Here is a 16,452-nt window from a genome sequence, read left to right on the forward strand (position 1 = left end):
AGAACGACTCTATGCCATAGTGGAACCGGAATCTAAGCCCCACTGGTGCTTAAGAAGCTCTTGATAAGTTGCCTCGCGCACGACCATTTGCTCATAGAGCTTAACTAAAAAGTCTTTAGCTTGATCGTGGCTCATGTTCTGCACTTGAGTAGCAAATGAGCAGATACTGAATTGCTGTTCCAAGGAAAGTTTCATTGGTTGATTCATAATTAACTCCGAAAAAACAACGCGTAAAGGTGATATCGATCGCAGAAGTCCAAATGGGATAATATTTGGACTGATATCTGTCCAACATTTGTTCCTCCGTTATTACGAAAGATAACAATTGTTTGACAGATTGCCCACATCCAAAGAGTGGACTTTTTCTGTTCTGATATCTTGCATCTAATCCTACTGATATACCACCCAAGTCAACTGAACTATATTCCGGAAAATAAGCTCTATTTGGTCTAGGATAGGTATAACTACCTCCCTAACTCATTCCTGCTTTGCACAAATCTCCTTTGAGAGAAGATCGGGTGCTATGCAAAACCCGTCTTAGTTTTTCTGTTTAAAAAACCTAAGATGCTTACTCCCCAAGCATGAGGAAGCTTCGGAGGTTGGGAATTAATGGTAATAAGCGTGAATTATAGTCGCTCTACCTTATTACGTGCAAGATGTCAATTTACCAATTTATACAAATTTAGCCTCTTTATTTCATTTTAGAGGCTAAAAATATTTGTATCAAATTGTAAAAAGGAAAAATGCTCACGCTGAACAAATTATTGAGTATATTTACCGGATTTGTCCTTTGTCTTTTGTCCTTTGTCATTTGTTTAAAGTTACTAAGCATCGACCAATGACCAATGACCAATGACTAATGACTATTTTCTTCGAGAGAGACAATGACAACTGTGATGTTATCGTGTCCCCCATGCTCCTTGGCAGCCTCAACAAGAGAGATTGCGGCTTTATCAAGCCAAGGACTATCTTGGAGGCAGTTAGCAATCTTCTGTTCGACAAGTTCTTCTGTGAGACCATCACTACATAACAGCAAGCGATCGCCAACTTTGACATCTAGTGGTTGTACATCAATTTGATGCAAGTCTTCACGCCCTAAACAACGCGATAATACATGACGAAAAGGATGTAATCGTGCTTCATCTAAGGTGATATCACCAATTTTGATTGCTCGTGCTACCCAAGTGTGATCTTCTGTTACCTGTTCTAAGTGCGACTCTCGAAAGCGATACAGCCGCGAATCGCCAACATGACCGCACCAAGGCGACTCTGGGGAGCGAAAAATCACTGCTACAACCGTTGTTCCCATATCGGCGCGTTCGGGATGATTTTGCTGATCGTGCAAAATCGCTTCATTAGCACCCCACAAAGCTTGTTCTAGCAATTCTTGAGAAGACTTAGAAGTTTCCCAATTTGCCACCAAATATGCCTGAATTTCTCCAGTGGCAATCCGACTTGCCTCCTCACCGCCGGCATGACCACCCATGCCATCAGCAACAACGAAAAATCGCCCTTCTGGGTCTATATAGTAAGCATCCTGATTATTAGAACGAATAAGTCCCGGATCGCTAAAACCCGTGAAATTAAGTTTCATAATTTTTTTTGCAACAATTAATACATACGATCGTAACGGTCGAGGCGTAAAAGTAATCGGATCAGGATTACTGAGAGCGCGGCTGCAATTAAACCAGGCAGCAGTGCTAACCATACATAATCCTTAACCACTAAAATAGTAGCTGAAAGCGTGAAACCGCTGATTAACAGAGCATAGCTTATTGAGAGCTGAATACTGCTCTGTCGCCGCAGCAGACGTTCGGTTTCTATAGACCGAACGCGCAAGCGCATATCTCCTTGCTCTAGCTTCTCTAGTGTATCCTCTAATCTACGTGGTAGACCAAAGGCGGTACTACTTACCTGAGCTGCTTGGCGACTTAATTCGTTAAGAAAGCTATTCCCCTCAGAACCATTCATATCGGTCATAAGTTGCATTGCATACGGTTTGGCAACTTCCATAAAGTTAAACTCTGGATCTAAGCCTTTGCCTACCCCTTCTAGGGTAGAAAAGGCTCGCATCACGAAAGTGAAAGTTGCTGGAAATCTAAATGGCTGATTATAAGCTATTTCGTAAAGGTCGTCACTGATTGCCGCGACTGATTGATTTTCAAAGGGCTTATCCATGAAATTGTCCAGCATATACTGGACGGAACGCCGCACTGGGCCTATATCATCAGTTGGGGCGATCGCGCCTAACTCGATCAGACATTGCACAACGCGATCGCCATCTTTTTGAGCAATGCCAAACAGTGTTTGCATCAATCCTTCGCGGACGTTGGCTTTAATCCGCCCCATCATCCCGAAATCGTAGAATATTAAAGCGCCATTTGCACTGACGGCAATATTGCCTGGGTGAGGATCGGCGTGGAAAAAGCCGCTATTGAGTAATTGGAGTAAGTAGGCTTGAGCGCCTTGACGAGCGATCGCCTTTCGATCTAAACCTGCTGCTTCTAAAGCTTCGTATTGACTAATTTTAATTCCAGGGAGATATTCTAAAGTTAGTACTCTAGAAGTAGCGTAACGCCAGTATACTCTGGGGACGTTCACCCAATCGTAGCCGCGAAAGTTGCGGCGAAAAGTATCGGCGTTACGACCTTCGTTAAGATAATCAATTTCTTCCCAAAGAATGCGACAACATTCTTCGTAAATACCCAACCAATCTCGTCCCCGTCCCCATTTGGGATGGCTTTGAAAGTAGCGGGTAATTCCTTTGAGAATCTGTAAATCTATTTCAAATAACTTCTTTAGTCCAGGACGTTGCACCTTGACAACAACCGATTCCCCAGTATGTAGCACAGCTTTGTGTACTTGCCCCAAGCTAGCAGCAGCTAAGGGAATCGGTTCAAAATTATGGAAGAGTTCAGGAATTTTCTTGCCTAGTTCTTTCTCAACGATCGCTTCTACTTGCTCATAGCTAAATGCCGGTACTTTGTCTTGTAACTTGGCTAGTTCTTCTACATATTCACCAGGGAAGATATCAGCACGGGTAGAAAACAATTGCCCAACTTTGATGAAGGTTGGCCCTAAATCCAGTAGGGTATTGCGAATCCAGACTGCTTGGGTTTTGCGTCTTGTAGTTTGCTTTGTGTCAGTCACACCACCCGGATAACTCCAAGATTTGTTGTATAGCCAAAGTTTGAACAATAAGGTCAAGACAAAAGACCAAATGTCCACAAAACGCCGTCTGCTAGAGTATTTTTCCCGATTCCAACGGTATGCCTTCTCTGAATAACCTTGTTCCATATACTTTGTGTACCGTTGGTTTGCAACCGAATCACTTGGAAGAAAAGACACTCTGATTCCTAAACTGTTTTTCTCTTAAGTGTCCTTTGTCATTTGTCATTTGTCATTAGTTATTTGCCCAATGCCCAATGACTAAAATTTATGCAGAAGTTCGGCGATAATGTTGCAATTCTGTTCGTAACAGGGCAATTTCGGCTCTTAATTCGTCAATATCTGCTTGCAAGTCACCGGAACCAGAACTGGTTTGCCCAGTACCTGCGGTAGCTTGACCGGCATTAGCTGCTTCTGTTGCCCGATTTGCCCGCTCTAGGACTTCTTCTGTAAACTGGCGCAGCTGCTCTCTAGCTTCTGCATCAAATTTGCCCAGATCGCTCAAAGCATCGGTCAAGGCGACCTCTAAGCGCTCATTAACTACTTCAGCTACCGCTCTGCCTACGAAAAAGGCTTGCACAAGGGGATTACTCATAAATTTTTGTTACGTTGCACCGCAAGAGAATTATAACTTGCCTGTATGCTTTGCGGCTTCTATTGTTGAGCTAGAAATTTATCTGAGGCGATCGCTTTATTTATGACATTCCAGCAACTCTCGATAATATTGCTCTGGTGTACTGGGTAAATAAGTAGTCGTTTGCAAAGTTTTTTCCCTCAATTTGAAACCTTGGGTAATGTTAATCCGGCTGAGGAAATCGATATCGTGGGAAATTACCCAAATAGCTCCTTGGTAATCATTGATACCTACTACCATTTGTTCAACGGTTTCAATATCTAGGTTATTAGTTGGCTCATCGAGAATCAGTAGATCGATTTCTGAGATACTAATCATAGCAATCGCTAATCTTGCTAATTCACCCCCACTCAGTACAGAGGCGCTTTTGTGAACGTCATCATATTTAAAGAGAAAGTGTCCCAACTGTTGACGTAAAAGCTGATAGCTGAGATCAGGATTGGCAGCTTGCATATTTTCCAGAATTGTGTATTGGCGATTTACCAATTCGTAGGTTTGATCGAGATATACAGCTTTCATCGTTGGTGTGAGCAAAACTTCACCTGATTCTAAAAGCGCTGCTTGGTTTTCCATTCCCAAAATTGCCTTTACCAGACTCGATTTACCAGAACCATTTGCGCCGATAATGGCTATGCGATCGCTAGATGATATATGCAGTTGAATATTTTGAATCAATAGACGCTCTGATATCCTAAGATTTGCACCCTGGATATTAATTAGATTTCGGCGCTTTTGATTTTTTTCTTCTAGCTGAATACTCGTGACTTTGGTAGTTTTGATCTTTGTCTGTGCAACCTTTTGATTAGCCTTTGCTACTGCTGCTTCATGTTTCTTCTTCGCAGTTCCAGTAGACACTTCAGCTTTTGTTTTAATCAGTCCGGCTGCCATTCTATCAATACTACCATTCAGAAGCTTGGCGCGACCGTTGCGACTAGATTGGGCTGCGCGCTGCTGTTCTTGCATCGCTGTGGCTTGGGTACGTTTGAGTTCCTTTCTGGCGGCTTCGTGCGATCGCAATGCGACTTCTAACTCGATTTCTTTCTGTTCTCGATACTGAGAAAAATTCCCTCCATATACTTGTAAACCATCAGGTGTGAGTTGCCAGGTAACTTCTGTCACTTGGTCGTGAGGCTGTGGGTGGGGCGGCTGCGGTTGTGGGTTTCTTTGTGGGTTTCTTTGTGGGTTGGGCTGGGGCGGTTGTGGGTTTGTATGTGGGTGGGGCTGTGGGTTTGTATGTGGGCTTCTATGTGATTGAATCTGTGTTACTGGCTAGGGATTGGGTTATAAATTTGGCTGAAGACTCATTTACAACTGTACTAATACTACTAACATTAGGATTTGGAGCTAGTGTAGGAACTGGGATAATAGCAAGCTTTCTAAATCCATTTCTTTTGTTAGCACTAACAGGAACCAGTTTACCCGCACTTTCCATGCTGCTTTTTTCACCCCTAAAAACACGTAAGTTAATTACTAAATATCGCCAGTCTGAAGAATCTTTAATTAAACCGTGAAAATGTCTGAATCAGGATTTTTAGTATAGGGACGCAGGTAAAATAATCGTTTATAATAGATATTTGGTAAAGACCAGTTTTGCTTGATCAAATTAGCTCATTTTGGGTAATTTTCGGGGCTGATTTTACAGAGAATTTGCTGTTTTTAAGGAGATTAAATTATGAGTTTAACTATTTCTGATGAAATTCTAAATTCTAGTCGAATGACAGCGAGTGAACTATTAGTAGAAATTGCGGTTATGCTTTTTCAACAAGAAAGGGTTAGTCTAGGTAAAGCCAGTAAAATTGCTGAGATGAATTATGTAGAATTTCAACAATTACTTGCTCAACGTAATATCTCTATCCACTATGATGTAGAAGAGTTTGAAGAAGATATTAAAACTCTTCAAGAAACAGGTTGGCTATGATTATTGTTAGTAATACTTCACCTCTTAGCAGTTTAGCAAAGGTAGATAAATTGTCTTTGCTTGAAAATATTTATGGTCAAGTGAATATACCCCAAGCAGTATATGATGAATTGACTGATATTAGAGCAGGAGAAAAAGTTAATAACGCCATAACAAATGCTAATTGGATAGAATACAAAGTGTTACTAATAAACAATTAGTCAAAAAATTAGAGTTTAATTTAGATCAAGGAGAAGCTGAGGCTATTATATTAGCTGTAGAATTAAACGCCAATCAACTATTAATTGATGAAAGGTTAGGAAGACAGGAAGCAAACAAGTTAGGATTATCTTTAATAGGGGTATTAGGGATGCTTTTAATTGCTAAAAAAAAAGGATTGATTAGTAATGTAAAATCAGTGATGGATGATTTAATTACTCAAACAACTTTTAGAGTTGGTGATCAACTCTATTATCGTATTCTGAAAGAAGCTAATGAATAATGTCTGAATCAGTAATGTAGGTTGGGTTAAGCGACAGTGCAACCCAACAACAGCTTAAATCCCAACAACAGCTTAAATAATGTCGGGTTCCCCTACGTAAACACTCTCATATTAATGGTAAATTATGCTGTTGTTTAAAGCCAGCTACAGATTTTCAATTTAATCTAGCTAGCTAAGAATGCGATCGCATTTTTTTTGCAAAGCGTTAATGTAGTGCGGTAAGCGATCGCTATGTCGTCAGGCTTATCGCTTTCATAAAAAGATTACCATATATATACAGCAGATTTCAGGTAAATGAAGTACATATATAAAACCCAAAACCTTGTAGAGACGTAGCAGTGCTACGTCTCTACGTGTATTCGATTAGAGCGCAATCTGCTGTATATTAATGTTAAGATTTAATTATCATCAGATAGTTGATTATTTTATGTTTTACAAAGTAAACATTATTATCGAAAAAGATGAAGATGGGTATTACGCTTATTCTCCAGAACTTCCGGGCTGTCAAAGTCAAGGTGATTCCTTGGAAGAAGTAAGTTCAAATATCAAAGAAGCTGTTGAAGTTTACCTAGAAACTTTATCAGAGTCAGAGAAACAGGAACTTTTAAAGAAGGAAATCCTGACTATGACTTTGGAGGTTCAGGTTGCCTAAACTACCGCGACTAAATGCCAAGGAAGCGGAAAAACTATTATTGGATGCTGGCTTTATCCAGATTAGAAGTAAAGGCAGTCACAGAGTCTATCGCCTAGAAAATATCAGGGTTGTCATTCCTTTTCATTCGGGAAAAGTATTACACCCAAAGATAGTTCAACAGGTTATACAAGCTATCAAACCTGATGAAAATGATCCGCCTGATGATGAAACTTGCATTTATAATCTATTGCTCAACACTCCACAAATATATGAGCGATCGCTTCACTAATTCATTTAGGATAGTGTTGTGCTAAAAACTCCTCAGCTTCAGCCGTATCTTTAATTACTCCATCCAAGGTAACAGCAAGCATATCATCTAATATTTGCCGATATTGCGGCCCTGGTTTGTAACCAAGTTTTTTTAAATCATTGCCATTCAGTAGTGGCTGCACATTCGCCCAAACAGTTAAATATTCCCAAATCGGATGTCTAAGCGATCGCGGACTTTGCATAGCGATTAAAATCAGCATTGGTAAATCATATTGTCGCAACAACTGCATTACTTGACTAGGACTTTCACACTTAGGCAAAAATTCTATTACCTCAGCTTGGGCAGAAGCCAAGTTTTGCAAGCGTTTAATACCATCTTCTTGTAGTTGCAGATTTTTTGCTACTTTTGCCCGATATTGTGGTAATAGATGGGCGATTAACGTTTCTAAACGCATTTCCCAATGAATGAGGGTTTGTTCAGCATCAAATCGCCGCAAACAGCTTTCTAGCAAACGTAATTGTCGTAGAACTTCCACATCTAGTTTTAGAGTAGGATGGATGCATTGCAATGCCCCTAAGTTATCGAGTAACTGTAAAGCTGATTTCCAGTAAGGGGCTTCTAGGATGTGTTTTAATTCTGTTTTTAGTCGAGTTTGCAGGGCTGGAGTTCTGCTATTCTCTTGAGCAGTGCGATCGTAAACACCACTGTCGATGGCATAGCGGATAAACTCTTCAGTTTGCGGTTCTATCTGAAATCCGAAGCGCACAGCAAACCGCACACCGCGATAAATCCGGGTGGGGTCTTCTATAAAGCTGTTGGCGTGTAAAACTCGAATTTGTTTAGCTTGTAAATCTAGTAATCCGCCAAAAAAATCGAGTAATTCACCAGCACGAGGGGAAGTCAGGCGCAAGGCGATCGCATTGATGGTAAAATCTCGACGATATAAGTCTTGCCGAATAGAACTCGCCTCAACTTCTGGATTCGCCGCCGGATAAGGATAAAATTCTGTTCTGGCGGTAGCAATATCTACCCATAGCGAATCTAATTCTGGGTCTTTGTGCCACAACAAAGCCGCAGTTTGAAAAGCCCCGTGGATTTCTAAACGAGCTGTAGGATAAAGTTTTTGTAGTGCCTTTGCTAGTTCCACACCAGCACCGACATCTGCTGATTTGTGAAAGCCATCAACTACGAGGTCAATATCTTTAATCATCAAAGTGCTTGATGCTTGGGCTAACAGTAAATCCCGCACAGCACCACCCACTAGATAAAGATGCCAACCCCGTTTTTCTGCCTCTTGCGATGCTGTGGTGAGTAATTGCCACAATCGAGGAGCAAGTTTATTTTGCAACTCCATCCTGAGTCCTGTTAGCGGTAATGGGGCGAGTAATGATTGAGACTCAGAACTCAGCACTCGAAAATCACCACTGTTTTGATGTAATTCCCGCAAGACATCAGTACGAGTGACAATGCCGACTAACTGCTCATTTTCCAATACTGGTAAGCGTCCAATATCATAAGTCACCATTACCGACTCAATTTGTGGCAATGTTGTATCTGGTGTAATCGTTTTGAGATTTCTTGTCATGTAGCCCTTGACTGGCGCATGACTAAACCCGTGGTGTAAGGCGATATCAATATCGCGCCGCGAAATAATACCTACTAGTTGCCCTTGAGTATCGACTACAGATAAACCAGAGTGTCCATAGCGTAATAAAATGCGCTGGGCTTCGGCAATTGTGGTTTCAGGCAGAATCGTGCGGACAGGAGAAGACATCAAATCCCTAGCAGTGGGGGGATGGGGAATTTGTGCTTTCACTCCATCAACGAGTTGTTTTAATATTGCCTCTGAATCAACTTGGCGTAGATTTAGCGATGCGGCTTGCGAATGACCGCCACCGCCCAAGAGTTGAAATAATAGGTTAAGATTCGTTTTGGGAATTTGCGATCGCCCAATCACACTTAAGCTTGAATCCCCTTTACCTAGATACTCATTAGCCAACAGTAAGGCATCAATTTCAGTTAATTCCACTAGTTGCGATGCCAAACTCGATAACCCCGGCACAAAAGCCTCAGTTTTGAGAGTTACCCAAGCAACAGTATATCCGCGTAGACAAAGATATTCTAAATTTTCCAACGCCTCAGTTAATAACTGCTGCAATTGCACAGACAAACCGGGGTCACGGTAGGTGGAAATTACTGATAAACTTGCACCTTGTTCCATCAACCAAGCCAAAGCTAAGGCATCCCGTGGTGTGGACTGGTCATAAGTCAAAGAGCCAGTGTCAACGTGGATACCCAAAGCCATCACAGTTGCTTCCGCAGGAGTCAGGGAAATTTCCTGTTGTTGCAATTGCTCAACGATTAAAGTTGTGGTTGCTCCTACCGAGTCAATATGCGATCGCGTGGCGGGAATATCTGATTCTTGCCCTAAGTGATGGTCATAAACTATAATCTCTTTTAGATTGGGTAAATCTAACCACTCAGCAGCCTTACCCAAGCGATCGCGCTGTTGCGTATCTACCACAGTCAGAGAGCGAATTTTTTCTGAATTCACCGAACGGCGTTCAATTAGCGGATATTCATCCCGATGCAATGCTAAAAAATCCCTTACCGGAGGGTGAGAACCGCCAGTCAGCACAATCTTACTTCCCGGTAGTAGGCGCGTTAACCCTACGGCTGCTCCTAGTGCGTCAAAATCAGCTGTTGTGTGGCAAAGAATTAAATCCATACTTCATTAGCCATTAGTCATTAGTACTTAGACGAAAGGACAAATGACTAAAGTGTTGCAATTTCTGCTAGCTTAAAAATAATCAGAAAGTGTCAGTGTCGCCCTTTAGGATATTCTATCCTTAGTATTTCACTGTATTGGGAGAATCAAAAATGACCATAATATTCCAATTTGCCTTGATAGGTCTAGTCCTGTTGTCTTTTGTCCTAGTTGTGGGCGTTCCAGTTGCTTACGCCACTCCCCAAAGTTGGGGTGAATCTAAAAAACTGCTCTGGGTTGGTTCTGGTGTCTGGATTGGTTTGGTATTTTTAGTTGGTTTGTTAAACTTTTTTGTCGTGTAGGCGACGGCTTCACTCTGGCGCAGACACATAATATAAGAACTAGAAGGGCAGAAAAGCCAAGGTCAAAGGTTAAGGGAAACAAGAGATTTTTTTCTTTTTCCTGATAACTTCCATTCTGACCGCGCTTTCCTGCTCTTCTACATTTAAATAAGAAATGTATATTGGCACAGAAGTATAGTTGATAAAGAGGCAGTCATGGCAGTTTTCGAGGGAACTTTTACCCAAACGGAGCCTTTGCGGTTTGCAGTGGTGATTGGTCGATTCAATGATCTCGTTACCGGCAAGCTGCTAGAGGGATGTCAAGATTGTTTAAAACGCCACGGTGTAGACCCAAATCCCCAAGGTAATCAGGTGGACTATGTTTGGGTTCCGGGAAGTTTTGAAGTACCTTTAGTGGCTCGCCAATTAGCACTTTCCCATCGTTATGATGCTGTAATTTGTCTTGGCGCAGTGATTCGAGGACAAACACCCCATTTTGATTACGTATCCGCCGAAGTTTCTAAAGGCATCGCCGCCGCTAGCTTTCAAACTGGAGTGCCAGTAATTTTTGGCATTTTGACAGTAGACACTATGCAGCAAGCCTTAGAACGAGCGGGCATAAAAGGTAATCATGGCTGGGATTACGCCCTGAATGCCTTAGAAATGGCAAGCCTGATGCGGCAACTGCGTTCTAACCTGGCAGAGCCATATTCTCGTAATAGCCAGTCTTTGCCAGCATCTTTTCCAAGTGCCAGCGTCGGTAATTTAACTGTGGAGTCAGAAGAAATAAGTTAATTGGGCATGGGGCATGGGGCATGGGGCATGGGGCATTGGTTATTAATTCTTCTCCCCCTGCCTCCCCTGCTCCCTGCTCCCTGCTCCCCAATCCCTGCTCCCCAATCCCAATCCCAATCCCTGCTCCCCAATCCCAATCCCAATAATTAAAGGGGGTTGACAATTACAGAGAAATCTGAGATATTAATATTTGGGTGATGATCGCGGGTATAGCTCAGTGGTAGAGCGTCACCTTGCCAAGGTGAATGTCGCGCGTTCGAATCGCGTTACCCGCTTCCAACTAAAACCTCTTGAATTTAATAATTCCAAGAGGTTTAGTATTTTTAGGGTGCGTTGAAGTGTTCGTAGATTAGCTCTGCACTCTTGTAAACCACTCCAAATGTGGACAGTTCAGGCAAGATTAGCCACAATCTATATATTTGGACAAAGAGTTACACACTAAATATAAATGTTTTGGCAATTCCCGCGCTGAAAACGCTTATGAATTCTAAGGAATACAGATTGGACATAATGCCGATCTAACCTTGAGAAGTGATAGTAATATATAGTGACCCAAAGGCAAATTAGCGCGTTTGTTGATGTGTGTTGTTTATGAGCGTAGCCTTCCCAAAGGATTTGCTTTAGGAGCGATCGCCACCCATGCTTAAAATTGTACCAGGTGTGTCAGCAGAATAAATAAATCCCCAAAAACGCAACCACATTACCTTGAAAGCCAGCCACAGATGAAGAGAAGGAAATTTTTAAACAAGATCGCCAGCTATGGGGAAAAATTACAAATAGATAACTCCGTACTGATTTGGCAATTAGTAGGATACTTAAAGTTAGCTGCATCTACTGTTTGTAATCAGGGCAATGTTTGCATCTCCTTTTTATGTATATAAAGACAGAAGCCTCTAAGGTGTTTACCAAGGCATTATATTTTCGCAGTTCGTGTAAAACACGCTCAAGTTATTAGAACGCTTGTGCAATCTCAAAAACCCGAAAAAATCGATTTCAATACCGAATACCCCTGTCCCTGTCGTCGCCGGGGTCAGTTAATTCCGATTACGCTGACAGAAGCATTTGGTTGCGATCGCTGTCAGCAAATCTTTGTCGTAGAAGATAATGGTCATGTCCTAGAACAGCTTTCCACCACCTATCCCTACAAACGGGCTTGGCGTTGGATGGGAAATAGTTGGCATATTGTCCATCCCCGCTTGGGAGAAAGCTATCTGCCTATAGCACTGGGCATTATTTTCGTGCTAGTGATTATATGGCTGCCATTAGCACTGCGATTAGCAAATGGTTCCAGCATTATTGCTTGGGCAATGGTGGCGGTGCTATTGGCTATTTTACCAGCACTAATGGTCTGGCTCACCTACAGACGTTAACTCAATGACTGTTGAAGTTTTGGATGACTACCCCGAACCGATTACTAGTGCCCAACGAGCCTATCAAGCTTCCCTAAAGTTGGGGCTTACCAAGGGAGCAGATCGAAGTCGTGCAGTATTGGCGATGGCCCAGGCGATTGAGCGCTCATTTGACGACATTCTAGAAGCCAATACCTTGGATTTAGAAGCCAGTCGGGAAATGGCAGTGCCTGACTTGATATTGGACTGGCTGAAGCTGACTCCCACAAGGCTAGAGATGACAGTAGACATTTTACAACGGTTGGGGGAATTATCAGATCCGCTGCGACGCGTCAGAACTGCTGATTATCAACTAGAAGATTCCCAAAGTTACACCCAGTTAATGCCTTTGGGAGTGATTGGATTTATTTATGAAGCGTTTCCCGATTTAGGAGCGATCGCAGCAGGTTTTTGTATCAAAACTGGTAATTGTATAATTCTCAAAGGCAGTACCGAAGCTAGCCATTCCAACGCCGCCATCGCTGAAGCACTGCAAAATGCGATCGCAGAAGTTGGTCTAGCTCCAGGCTGTCTAGAACTGATCACAGCAGAACATGGTGCTTCGATTCGGGATTTAGTCACCCAAGACCAGTACGTGAATTTAGTGATTCCCTACGGACGTTCTAGTTTAGTGCAGCAGGTAGTCCGACAGTCAACTTGCCCAGTTTTAAAGTCAGCGATGGGTAACTGTTATCTCTACTGGTCGCTGAATAGTAGCTTAGAAATGGTGCGCTTGATGATTCTTAATAGTCATCAGAGTGAACCCGATCAAGTCAACGCCATTGAAAAGGTACTAATTCATCGTCAAGCCTTGCCATCATCTTTAGCCGTTCTGTGGAACAGCTTAATGGAAAAAGGCTTTGAAATTAAAGGGGATGCAGAACTAGTACAAGCCTTTCCTCAGTTGCAACTAGTAAAAGAAGGCGAATGGGGAAACCCTTATTTAACCAGGACAGTGGCTTTTAAACTAGTAGATAGCTTAGAGGCTGCGATCGCTTGGATTAATCAACACAGTAGCGGTCATGCCGACTCCATTGTTACTGAATCTTACCAGGAAAGTCGGCAGTTTGCTTTAGGAGTTAACAGTGCCTCTACCTACATCAACACTTCCCCGCGTTTTTCCCGCAACCCTTCGCGGGGAGATTCAGTATTTCTCGGCATGTCTAACCAAAAAGGTCATCGGCGGGGATTTATCAGCCTGGAAACCTTGACCACCGTTAAGCACATTGTTCAGGGAAATGGCAGATTTTAAATAATTCGTAATTTATCCACTAGAATTCTGAAGTAAAACTATCTCAAATCACCGTGAAAAATTAAATTCCCCACACCTCAATAGTGCTGTCTGCACTCCAAATAAATATCAATTTTTTGTTCAACCTTTTCATCCGCCAGCAACTGCTTAACTCTTTCAATCCCTATCAAAACTGCATCGTTAACTGTCATAACTTAACTTATTAAATTATGATTCCAACTATAACAACATCCGAATTCGGATGTTGTTATGCCGTATTTTGCGGATGTTCCGATATAGCAATCCTTTCTGATACCATTTCTTTGTGAGAGTGCGCCAAATTTTCTTTCTTTCTTTCTTTCTTTGTGTCCTTCTCTGACGAGACGCTGCGCGAATGCGCCCTTTGCGGTTCGTTCCTCATATAGTTTGGCACATCTTCATACAGAATTGGTATGAGTTACCAAAATTACAAAAGACTTAAAAAAGTAGAGAATATGGAAAATTTAGGAGGAGTGTAGACTATTCAAATCGAGAAGCGTAGGCATAGCCCGTCGTAGACATCGCCTGTTAAGACTTATACTAAATCAATTTTACTATAAAGTTATGTTTGCATTTATTTGCAATACTTAACTAACCTCTAATTAACAAAAGTAAACATAGATTAAAAATAATAACTAACATCATAATTTATTAAGTTCATCAGACTAAATTGAGAGTATGCTGAATAGTTGAAATCTAGTTAAAAGTTTAAGTAACTAAGTGCAAACAAACTTAAATATTTGTTTAGTTTTTTATCCTTTGCCATTTGTTTGAGTGTTAAATACTAAAAAACAAAGTTTATTTGTGCCAAATTACTAACTAGGTTATCAAAATAAGTTGGTTAAAATCCGACAATAGCCAAGTACCAACAGCGAAAACAAAAGTAAACTTCACAAAAATTACGTAAGATGATCAGAAGAATTTTGCTGGCTGTATCGGGATTGGGACACGCAGAAGAAATGCTCAAAACCCTGAAAGAAGTCCCTTCAATTCAATCTGCAAAAGTTACAATTTTGCATGTTGTTCAAGCACAAAATGCTGCTGCTACCATGACAACTAAATGGGAAAATGGGGGTAAAATTCTGGCGAATGCCATTCAAACCTTGAACTTAGATCCTAGCCAAGTTTCTTCAATTTTGCGTGAAGGCGATCCCAAAGATGTAGTTTGCCAAGTAGCTGATGAAATCGACGCTGACTTGATTATTATGGGTTCACGCGGACTAAAGCGGTTGCAATCGATTTTATCGAACTCAGTTAGTCAGTATGTTTTCCAACTATCTTCTCGCCCCATGTTGCTGGTAAAAGATGATATTTATGTTAAAAGAATTAAGCGAATTATGGTGGCAATAGACAACTCTGATTCAGCAAAAAATTGCTTGAAGTTGGCACTGTTTTTACTGAGAGATATTCAAGGTGGCGAGTTGATTTTGGCAAATATTAGTACAGATTTTGGCGGCAAAAAATCGGAAATAACTAAAGTTAATTCAGATAAAAATCCAGTTTTAGCAGCCGCAGTTGCAGAAGCGGAAAAACTAGGCATTCAATCGCGTTCTTATATCAGCAGTGGCAAACCTGGTGAAGAAATTTGTCGATTAGCAGAAGAGTTGAATATAGACTTATTATTGCTCGGTTCTCCAGATCGTCGTCCATCGATCGCTAAGAGTTTTGTTGATATAGATAGGCTCATCGGATCTTCCTTATCTGACTATGTTCGAGTCAATGCCACTTGTCCGGTATTGTTGGCGCGGACAATCGCTTAAAGTAAACAGTGCTGAGTATAAGAATTGTTGTCATGTCTTTACTATTCAGCACCAAGCACTCAGTTGCTGCTTGATAAATAAAAACCCCTACACTATTGGTGCAGGGGTTATTTATTTTATACACAAACTCTTAACTATCTTTTCCACCTTCGCGGCTAGCAGTTTGGATGTAAAGAATTAGTAAAAACACGGCGGGGACTAGTACGAACAAAATGCTCGCTATGAACCCCAGGTCATTAACTTGCATGGCAAGAAAGCCTCTCTTTAATTTCCAGTCAACAACATTAGGATAGCATTATCGATGACAGAGTTATACCAATTCAAAATTCAAAATTCAAAATGTCCGCGTAGCGTCTCGTAGAGCAGAAACTTAATTTTAGTAAGTATTTTGACTACTGACTGGATACATGACAGATTTGATAACTTAAGGTTTCGTGACTACGCTAACTGAGCCATTCACTAAAGTTTGACAGGCAAGGCGGTAATTTTCCGGCTTTTTCTTGAATTTTCGGTTTTCTACCTCTGTGCGGGGGGAAAGATTTTCTAGTCCTTCGACTATCTCCACGATACAAGTACCACACTGACCATTACCACCGCAATTGGTCATCTTGCCAATCAATGTATATATATCAATACCATTTTGTATCGCCTTGAGCCGGAGATTAGCACCATCTGCCGCCACTACTTCTTTATTTTCTTTAACGAATTTGATATTACCCATAACTGATTCCTCCTTGACTGTAAGCTTGGCTTTCAAGGCTTCATATTGACATAGCTTGATTAACATCTTATTTATTATCATAATTCATTGCAAAATATTAATAAATATTAACTTTCTCAAAGATGGCGCTACAAAAAAATAGGACAGGTATTTTACCTGTCCTATAAATTGAAAAATAGATTAACTTATCTAAATCCCACGGCTGCTTGCCAAACGAAAGCAAGCAACAAGAAGAATACGGGAATAACTGGGAGAACGTCTACCAAAGGATCGAAGATTTGGTAAGCTTCTGGCAGTTTTGCTAATAAAAGTGCTGCTTCCATGTTTGTTTAAATCCACCTATCCAACACAGCTTTCATAATTG

General features: G+C 41.4%; 18 protein-coding genes, 1 tRNA gene and 1 pseudogene. 11 read left to right on the forward strand and 9 right to left on the reverse strand.

Annotation, left to right across the window (positions count from 1 at the left end; genetic code table 11):
• Positions 1 to 9: 9 nt before the first annotated feature.
• From HWQ37_RS18830 to HWQ37_RS18850, 5 genes are all read right to left on the reverse strand, one after another.
• Positions 10 to 207, reverse strand: coding sequence for an NblA/ycf18 family protein (locus HWQ37_RS18830; protein WP_041565841.1), 198 nt, complete (start codon positions 205 to 207; stop codon positions 10 to 12).
• 649 nt (positions 208 to 856) lie between these two features.
• On the reverse strand, positions 857 to 1,594 hold the full coding sequence (locus HWQ37_RS18835; RefSeq protein ID WP_292749593.1) for a PP2C family protein-serine/threonine phosphatase: 738 nt from the start codon (positions 1,592 to 1,594) through the stop codon (positions 857 to 859).
• Between the two features lie 17 nt (positions 1,595 to 1,611).
• A complete protein-coding gene (locus HWQ37_RS18840) occupies positions 1,612 to 3,297 on the reverse strand; it encodes an ABC1 kinase family protein (protein WP_292749595.1) in 1,686 nt (561 codons plus the stop codon).
• A gap of 139 nt (positions 3,298 to 3,436) precedes the next feature.
• Positions 3,437 to 3,763, reverse strand: a complete 327-nt coding sequence (locus HWQ37_RS18845) for a DUF6825 family protein (protein WP_292749597.1) — start codon at positions 3,761 to 3,763, stop codon at positions 3,437 to 3,439.
• Positions 3,764 to 3,859: 96 nt separating this feature from the next.
• Positions 3,860 to 4,921 (reverse strand): ATP-binding cassette domain-containing protein, encoded by a 1,062-nt coding sequence (locus tag HWQ37_RS18850; RefSeq protein WP_292749599.1) that lies wholly within the window; start codon positions 4,919 to 4,921, stop codon positions 3,860 to 3,862.
• Between the two features lie 14 nt (positions 4,922 to 4,935).
• On the opposite strand from HWQ37_RS18850, the gene HWQ37_RS18855 reads away from it, so the two are divergent.
• The 5 genes and pseudogenes from HWQ37_RS18855 to HWQ37_RS18880 all read left to right on the forward strand — a co-directional run bounded on the left by HWQ37_RS18855 (position 4,936) and on the right by HWQ37_RS18880 (position 7,124).
• A complete protein-coding gene (locus tag HWQ37_RS18855) occupies positions 4,936 to 5,313 on the forward strand; it encodes a hypothetical protein (RefSeq protein WP_292749601.1) in 378 nt (125 codons plus the stop codon).
• Between the two features lie 161 nt (positions 5,314 to 5,474).
• Positions 5,475 to 5,720: a UPF0175 family protein gene (locus HWQ37_RS18860; protein WP_118161867.1), complete on the forward strand. Its 246-nt coding sequence runs from the start codon at positions 5,475 to 5,477 to the stop codon at positions 5,718 to 5,720.
• Positions 5,717 to 6,201 (forward strand): annotated as a pseudogene (locus tag HWQ37_RS18870) (PIN domain-containing protein). The gene HWQ37_RS18860 and the pseudogene HWQ37_RS18870 overlap by 4 nt, the downstream one beginning before the upstream one ends.
• A 427-nt stretch (positions 6,202 to 6,628) precedes the next feature.
• A complete protein-coding gene (locus HWQ37_RS18875; RefSeq protein WP_181931039.1) occupies positions 6,629 to 6,853 on the forward strand; it encodes a type II toxin-antitoxin system HicB family antitoxin in 225 nt (74 codons plus the stop codon).
• Positions 6,846 to 7,124 carry a type II toxin-antitoxin system HicA family toxin gene (locus HWQ37_RS18880; protein WP_292749610.1) on the forward strand — a complete coding sequence of 93 codons (279 nt, stop codon included), beginning with the start codon at positions 6,846 to 6,848 and terminating at the stop codon, positions 7,122 to 7,124. Before HWQ37_RS18875 ends, HWQ37_RS18880 begins: the two co-directional genes overlap by 8 nt.
• Position 7,125: 1 nt before the next feature.
• Here HWQ37_RS18880 and HWQ37_RS18885 read toward each other — a convergent pair whose 3' ends face one another.
• A complete protein-coding gene (locus HWQ37_RS18885; protein ID WP_292749612.1) occupies positions 7,126 to 9,834 on the reverse strand; it encodes a CBS domain-containing protein in 2,709 nt (902 codons plus the stop codon).
• 152 nt (positions 9,835 to 9,986) lie between these two features.
• Here HWQ37_RS18885 and psbZ point away from each other — a divergent pair, with 152 nt between their 5' ends.
• The 6 genes from psbZ to HWQ37_RS18915 all read left to right on the forward strand — a co-directional run bounded on the left by psbZ (position 9,987) and on the right by HWQ37_RS18915 (position 15,367).
• Positions 9,987 to 10,175 (forward strand): photosystem II reaction center protein PsbZ, encoded by a 189-nt coding sequence (psbZ, locus tag HWQ37_RS18890; RefSeq protein ID WP_292749614.1) that lies wholly within the window; start codon positions 9,987 to 9,989, stop codon positions 10,173 to 10,175.
• A 195-nt stretch (positions 10,176 to 10,370) separates the two neighbouring features.
• On the forward strand, positions 10,371 to 10,949 hold the full coding sequence (gene ribH, locus HWQ37_RS18895) for a 6,7-dimethyl-8-ribityllumazine synthase (RefSeq protein WP_292749616.1): 579 nt from the start codon (positions 10,371 to 10,373) through the stop codon (positions 10,947 to 10,949).
• 203 nt (positions 10,950 to 11,152) lie between these two features.
• A tRNA-Gly gene (locus HWQ37_RS18900) sits at positions 11,153 to 11,224 on the forward strand.
• Between the two features lie 687 nt (positions 11,225 to 11,911).
• Positions 11,912 to 12,319, forward strand: a complete 408-nt coding sequence (locus tag HWQ37_RS18905; protein WP_292749618.1) for a hypothetical protein — start codon at positions 11,912 to 11,914, stop codon at positions 12,317 to 12,319.
• 4 nt (positions 12,320 to 12,323) lie between these two features.
• A complete protein-coding gene (locus HWQ37_RS18910; RefSeq protein ID WP_292749620.1) occupies positions 12,324 to 13,589 on the forward strand; it encodes a glutamate-5-semialdehyde dehydrogenase in 1,266 nt (421 codons plus the stop codon).
• Positions 13,590 to 14,515: 926 nt separating this feature from the next.
• The gene (locus tag HWQ37_RS18915) at positions 14,516 to 15,367 is read left to right on the forward strand and encodes a universal stress protein (RefSeq protein WP_292749622.1); all 852 of its coding nucleotides are present in this window, start codon (positions 14,516 to 14,518) and stop codon (positions 15,365 to 15,367) included.
• A 130-nt stretch (positions 15,368 to 15,497) separates the two neighbouring features.
• Here the strand turns inward: HWQ37_RS18915 and psbM are convergent, their stop codons facing one another.
• The 3 genes from psbM to HWQ37_RS18930 form a co-directional block, all read right to left on the reverse strand.
• A complete protein-coding gene (psbM, locus tag HWQ37_RS18920; protein ID WP_084227279.1) occupies positions 15,498 to 15,614 on the reverse strand; it encodes a photosystem II reaction center protein PsbM in 117 nt (38 codons plus the stop codon).
• A gap of 177 nt (positions 15,615 to 15,791) precedes the next feature.
• A complete protein-coding gene (locus HWQ37_RS18925; RefSeq protein WP_099102678.1) occupies positions 15,792 to 16,088 on the reverse strand; it encodes a 2Fe-2S iron-sulfur cluster-binding protein in 297 nt (98 codons plus the stop codon).
• Between the two features lie 185 nt (positions 16,089 to 16,273).
• Entirely contained in the window at positions 16,274 to 16,411 is a 138-nt protein-coding gene (locus HWQ37_RS18930; RefSeq protein ID WP_006195022.1) for a photosystem II reaction center protein K, read from the reverse strand.
• Positions 16,412 to 16,452 lie beyond the last annotated feature (41 nt).

Origin of the sequence: Nostoc sp. NMS4, from assembly GCF_017115095.1 — a bacterium.
Taxonomy (GTDB): domain Bacteria; phylum Cyanobacteriota; class Cyanobacteriia; order Cyanobacteriales; family Nostocaceae; genus Nostoc.

Excerpts from the sequence above, each read along its gene's own strand:
- psbZ (WP_292749614.1), top strand. The coding sequence starts at position 9,987 with ATGACCATAATATTCCAATTTGCCTTGATAGGTCTAGTCCTGTTGTCT.
- ribH (WP_292749616.1), top strand. The coding sequence starts at position 10,371 with ATGGCAGTTTTCGAGGGAACTTTTACCCAAACGGAGCCTTTGCGGTTT.
- HWQ37_RS18860 (WP_118161867.1), top strand. The coding sequence starts at position 5,475 with ATGAGTTTAACTATTTCTGATGAAATTCTAAATTCTAGTCGAATGACA.
- HWQ37_RS18910 (WP_292749620.1), top strand. The coding sequence starts at position 12,324 with ATGACTGTTGAAGTTTTGGATGACTACCCCGAACCGATTACTAGTGCC.
- HWQ37_RS18840 (WP_292749595.1), bottom strand. The coding sequence starts at position 3,297 with ATGGAACAAGGTTATTCAGAGAAGGCATACCGTTGGAATCGGGAAAAA.
- HWQ37_RS18885 (WP_292749612.1), bottom strand. The coding sequence starts at position 9,834 with ATGGATTTAATTCTTTGCCACACAACAGCTGATTTTGACGCACTAGGA.
- HWQ37_RS18875 (WP_181931039.1), top strand. The coding sequence starts at position 6,629 with ATGTTTTACAAAGTAAACATTATTATCGAAAAAGATGAAGATGGGTAT.
- psbM (WP_084227279.1), bottom strand. The coding sequence starts at position 15,614 with ATGCAAGTTAATGACCTGGGGTTCATAGCGAGCATTTTGTTCGTACTA.
- HWQ37_RS18915 (WP_292749622.1), top strand. The coding sequence starts at position 14,516 with ATGATCAGAAGAATTTTGCTGGCTGTATCGGGATTGGGACACGCAGAA.
- HWQ37_RS18830 (WP_041565841.1), bottom strand. The coding sequence starts at position 207 with ATGAATCAACCAATGAAACTTTCCTTGGAACAGCAATTCAGTATCTGC.
- HWQ37_RS18835 (WP_292749593.1), bottom strand. The coding sequence starts at position 1,594 with ATGAAACTTAATTTCACGGGTTTTAGCGATCCGGGACTTATTCGTTCT.
- HWQ37_RS18925 (WP_099102678.1), bottom strand. The coding sequence starts at position 16,088 with ATGGGTAATATCAAATTCGTTAAAGAAAATAAAGAAGTAGTGGCGGCA.
- HWQ37_RS18930 (WP_006195022.1), bottom strand. The coding sequence starts at position 16,411 with ATGGAAGCAGCACTTTTATTAGCAAAACTGCCAGAAGCTTACCAAATC.
- HWQ37_RS18845 (WP_292749597.1), bottom strand. The coding sequence starts at position 3,763 with ATGAGTAATCCCCTTGTGCAAGCCTTTTTCGTAGGCAGAGCGGTAGCT.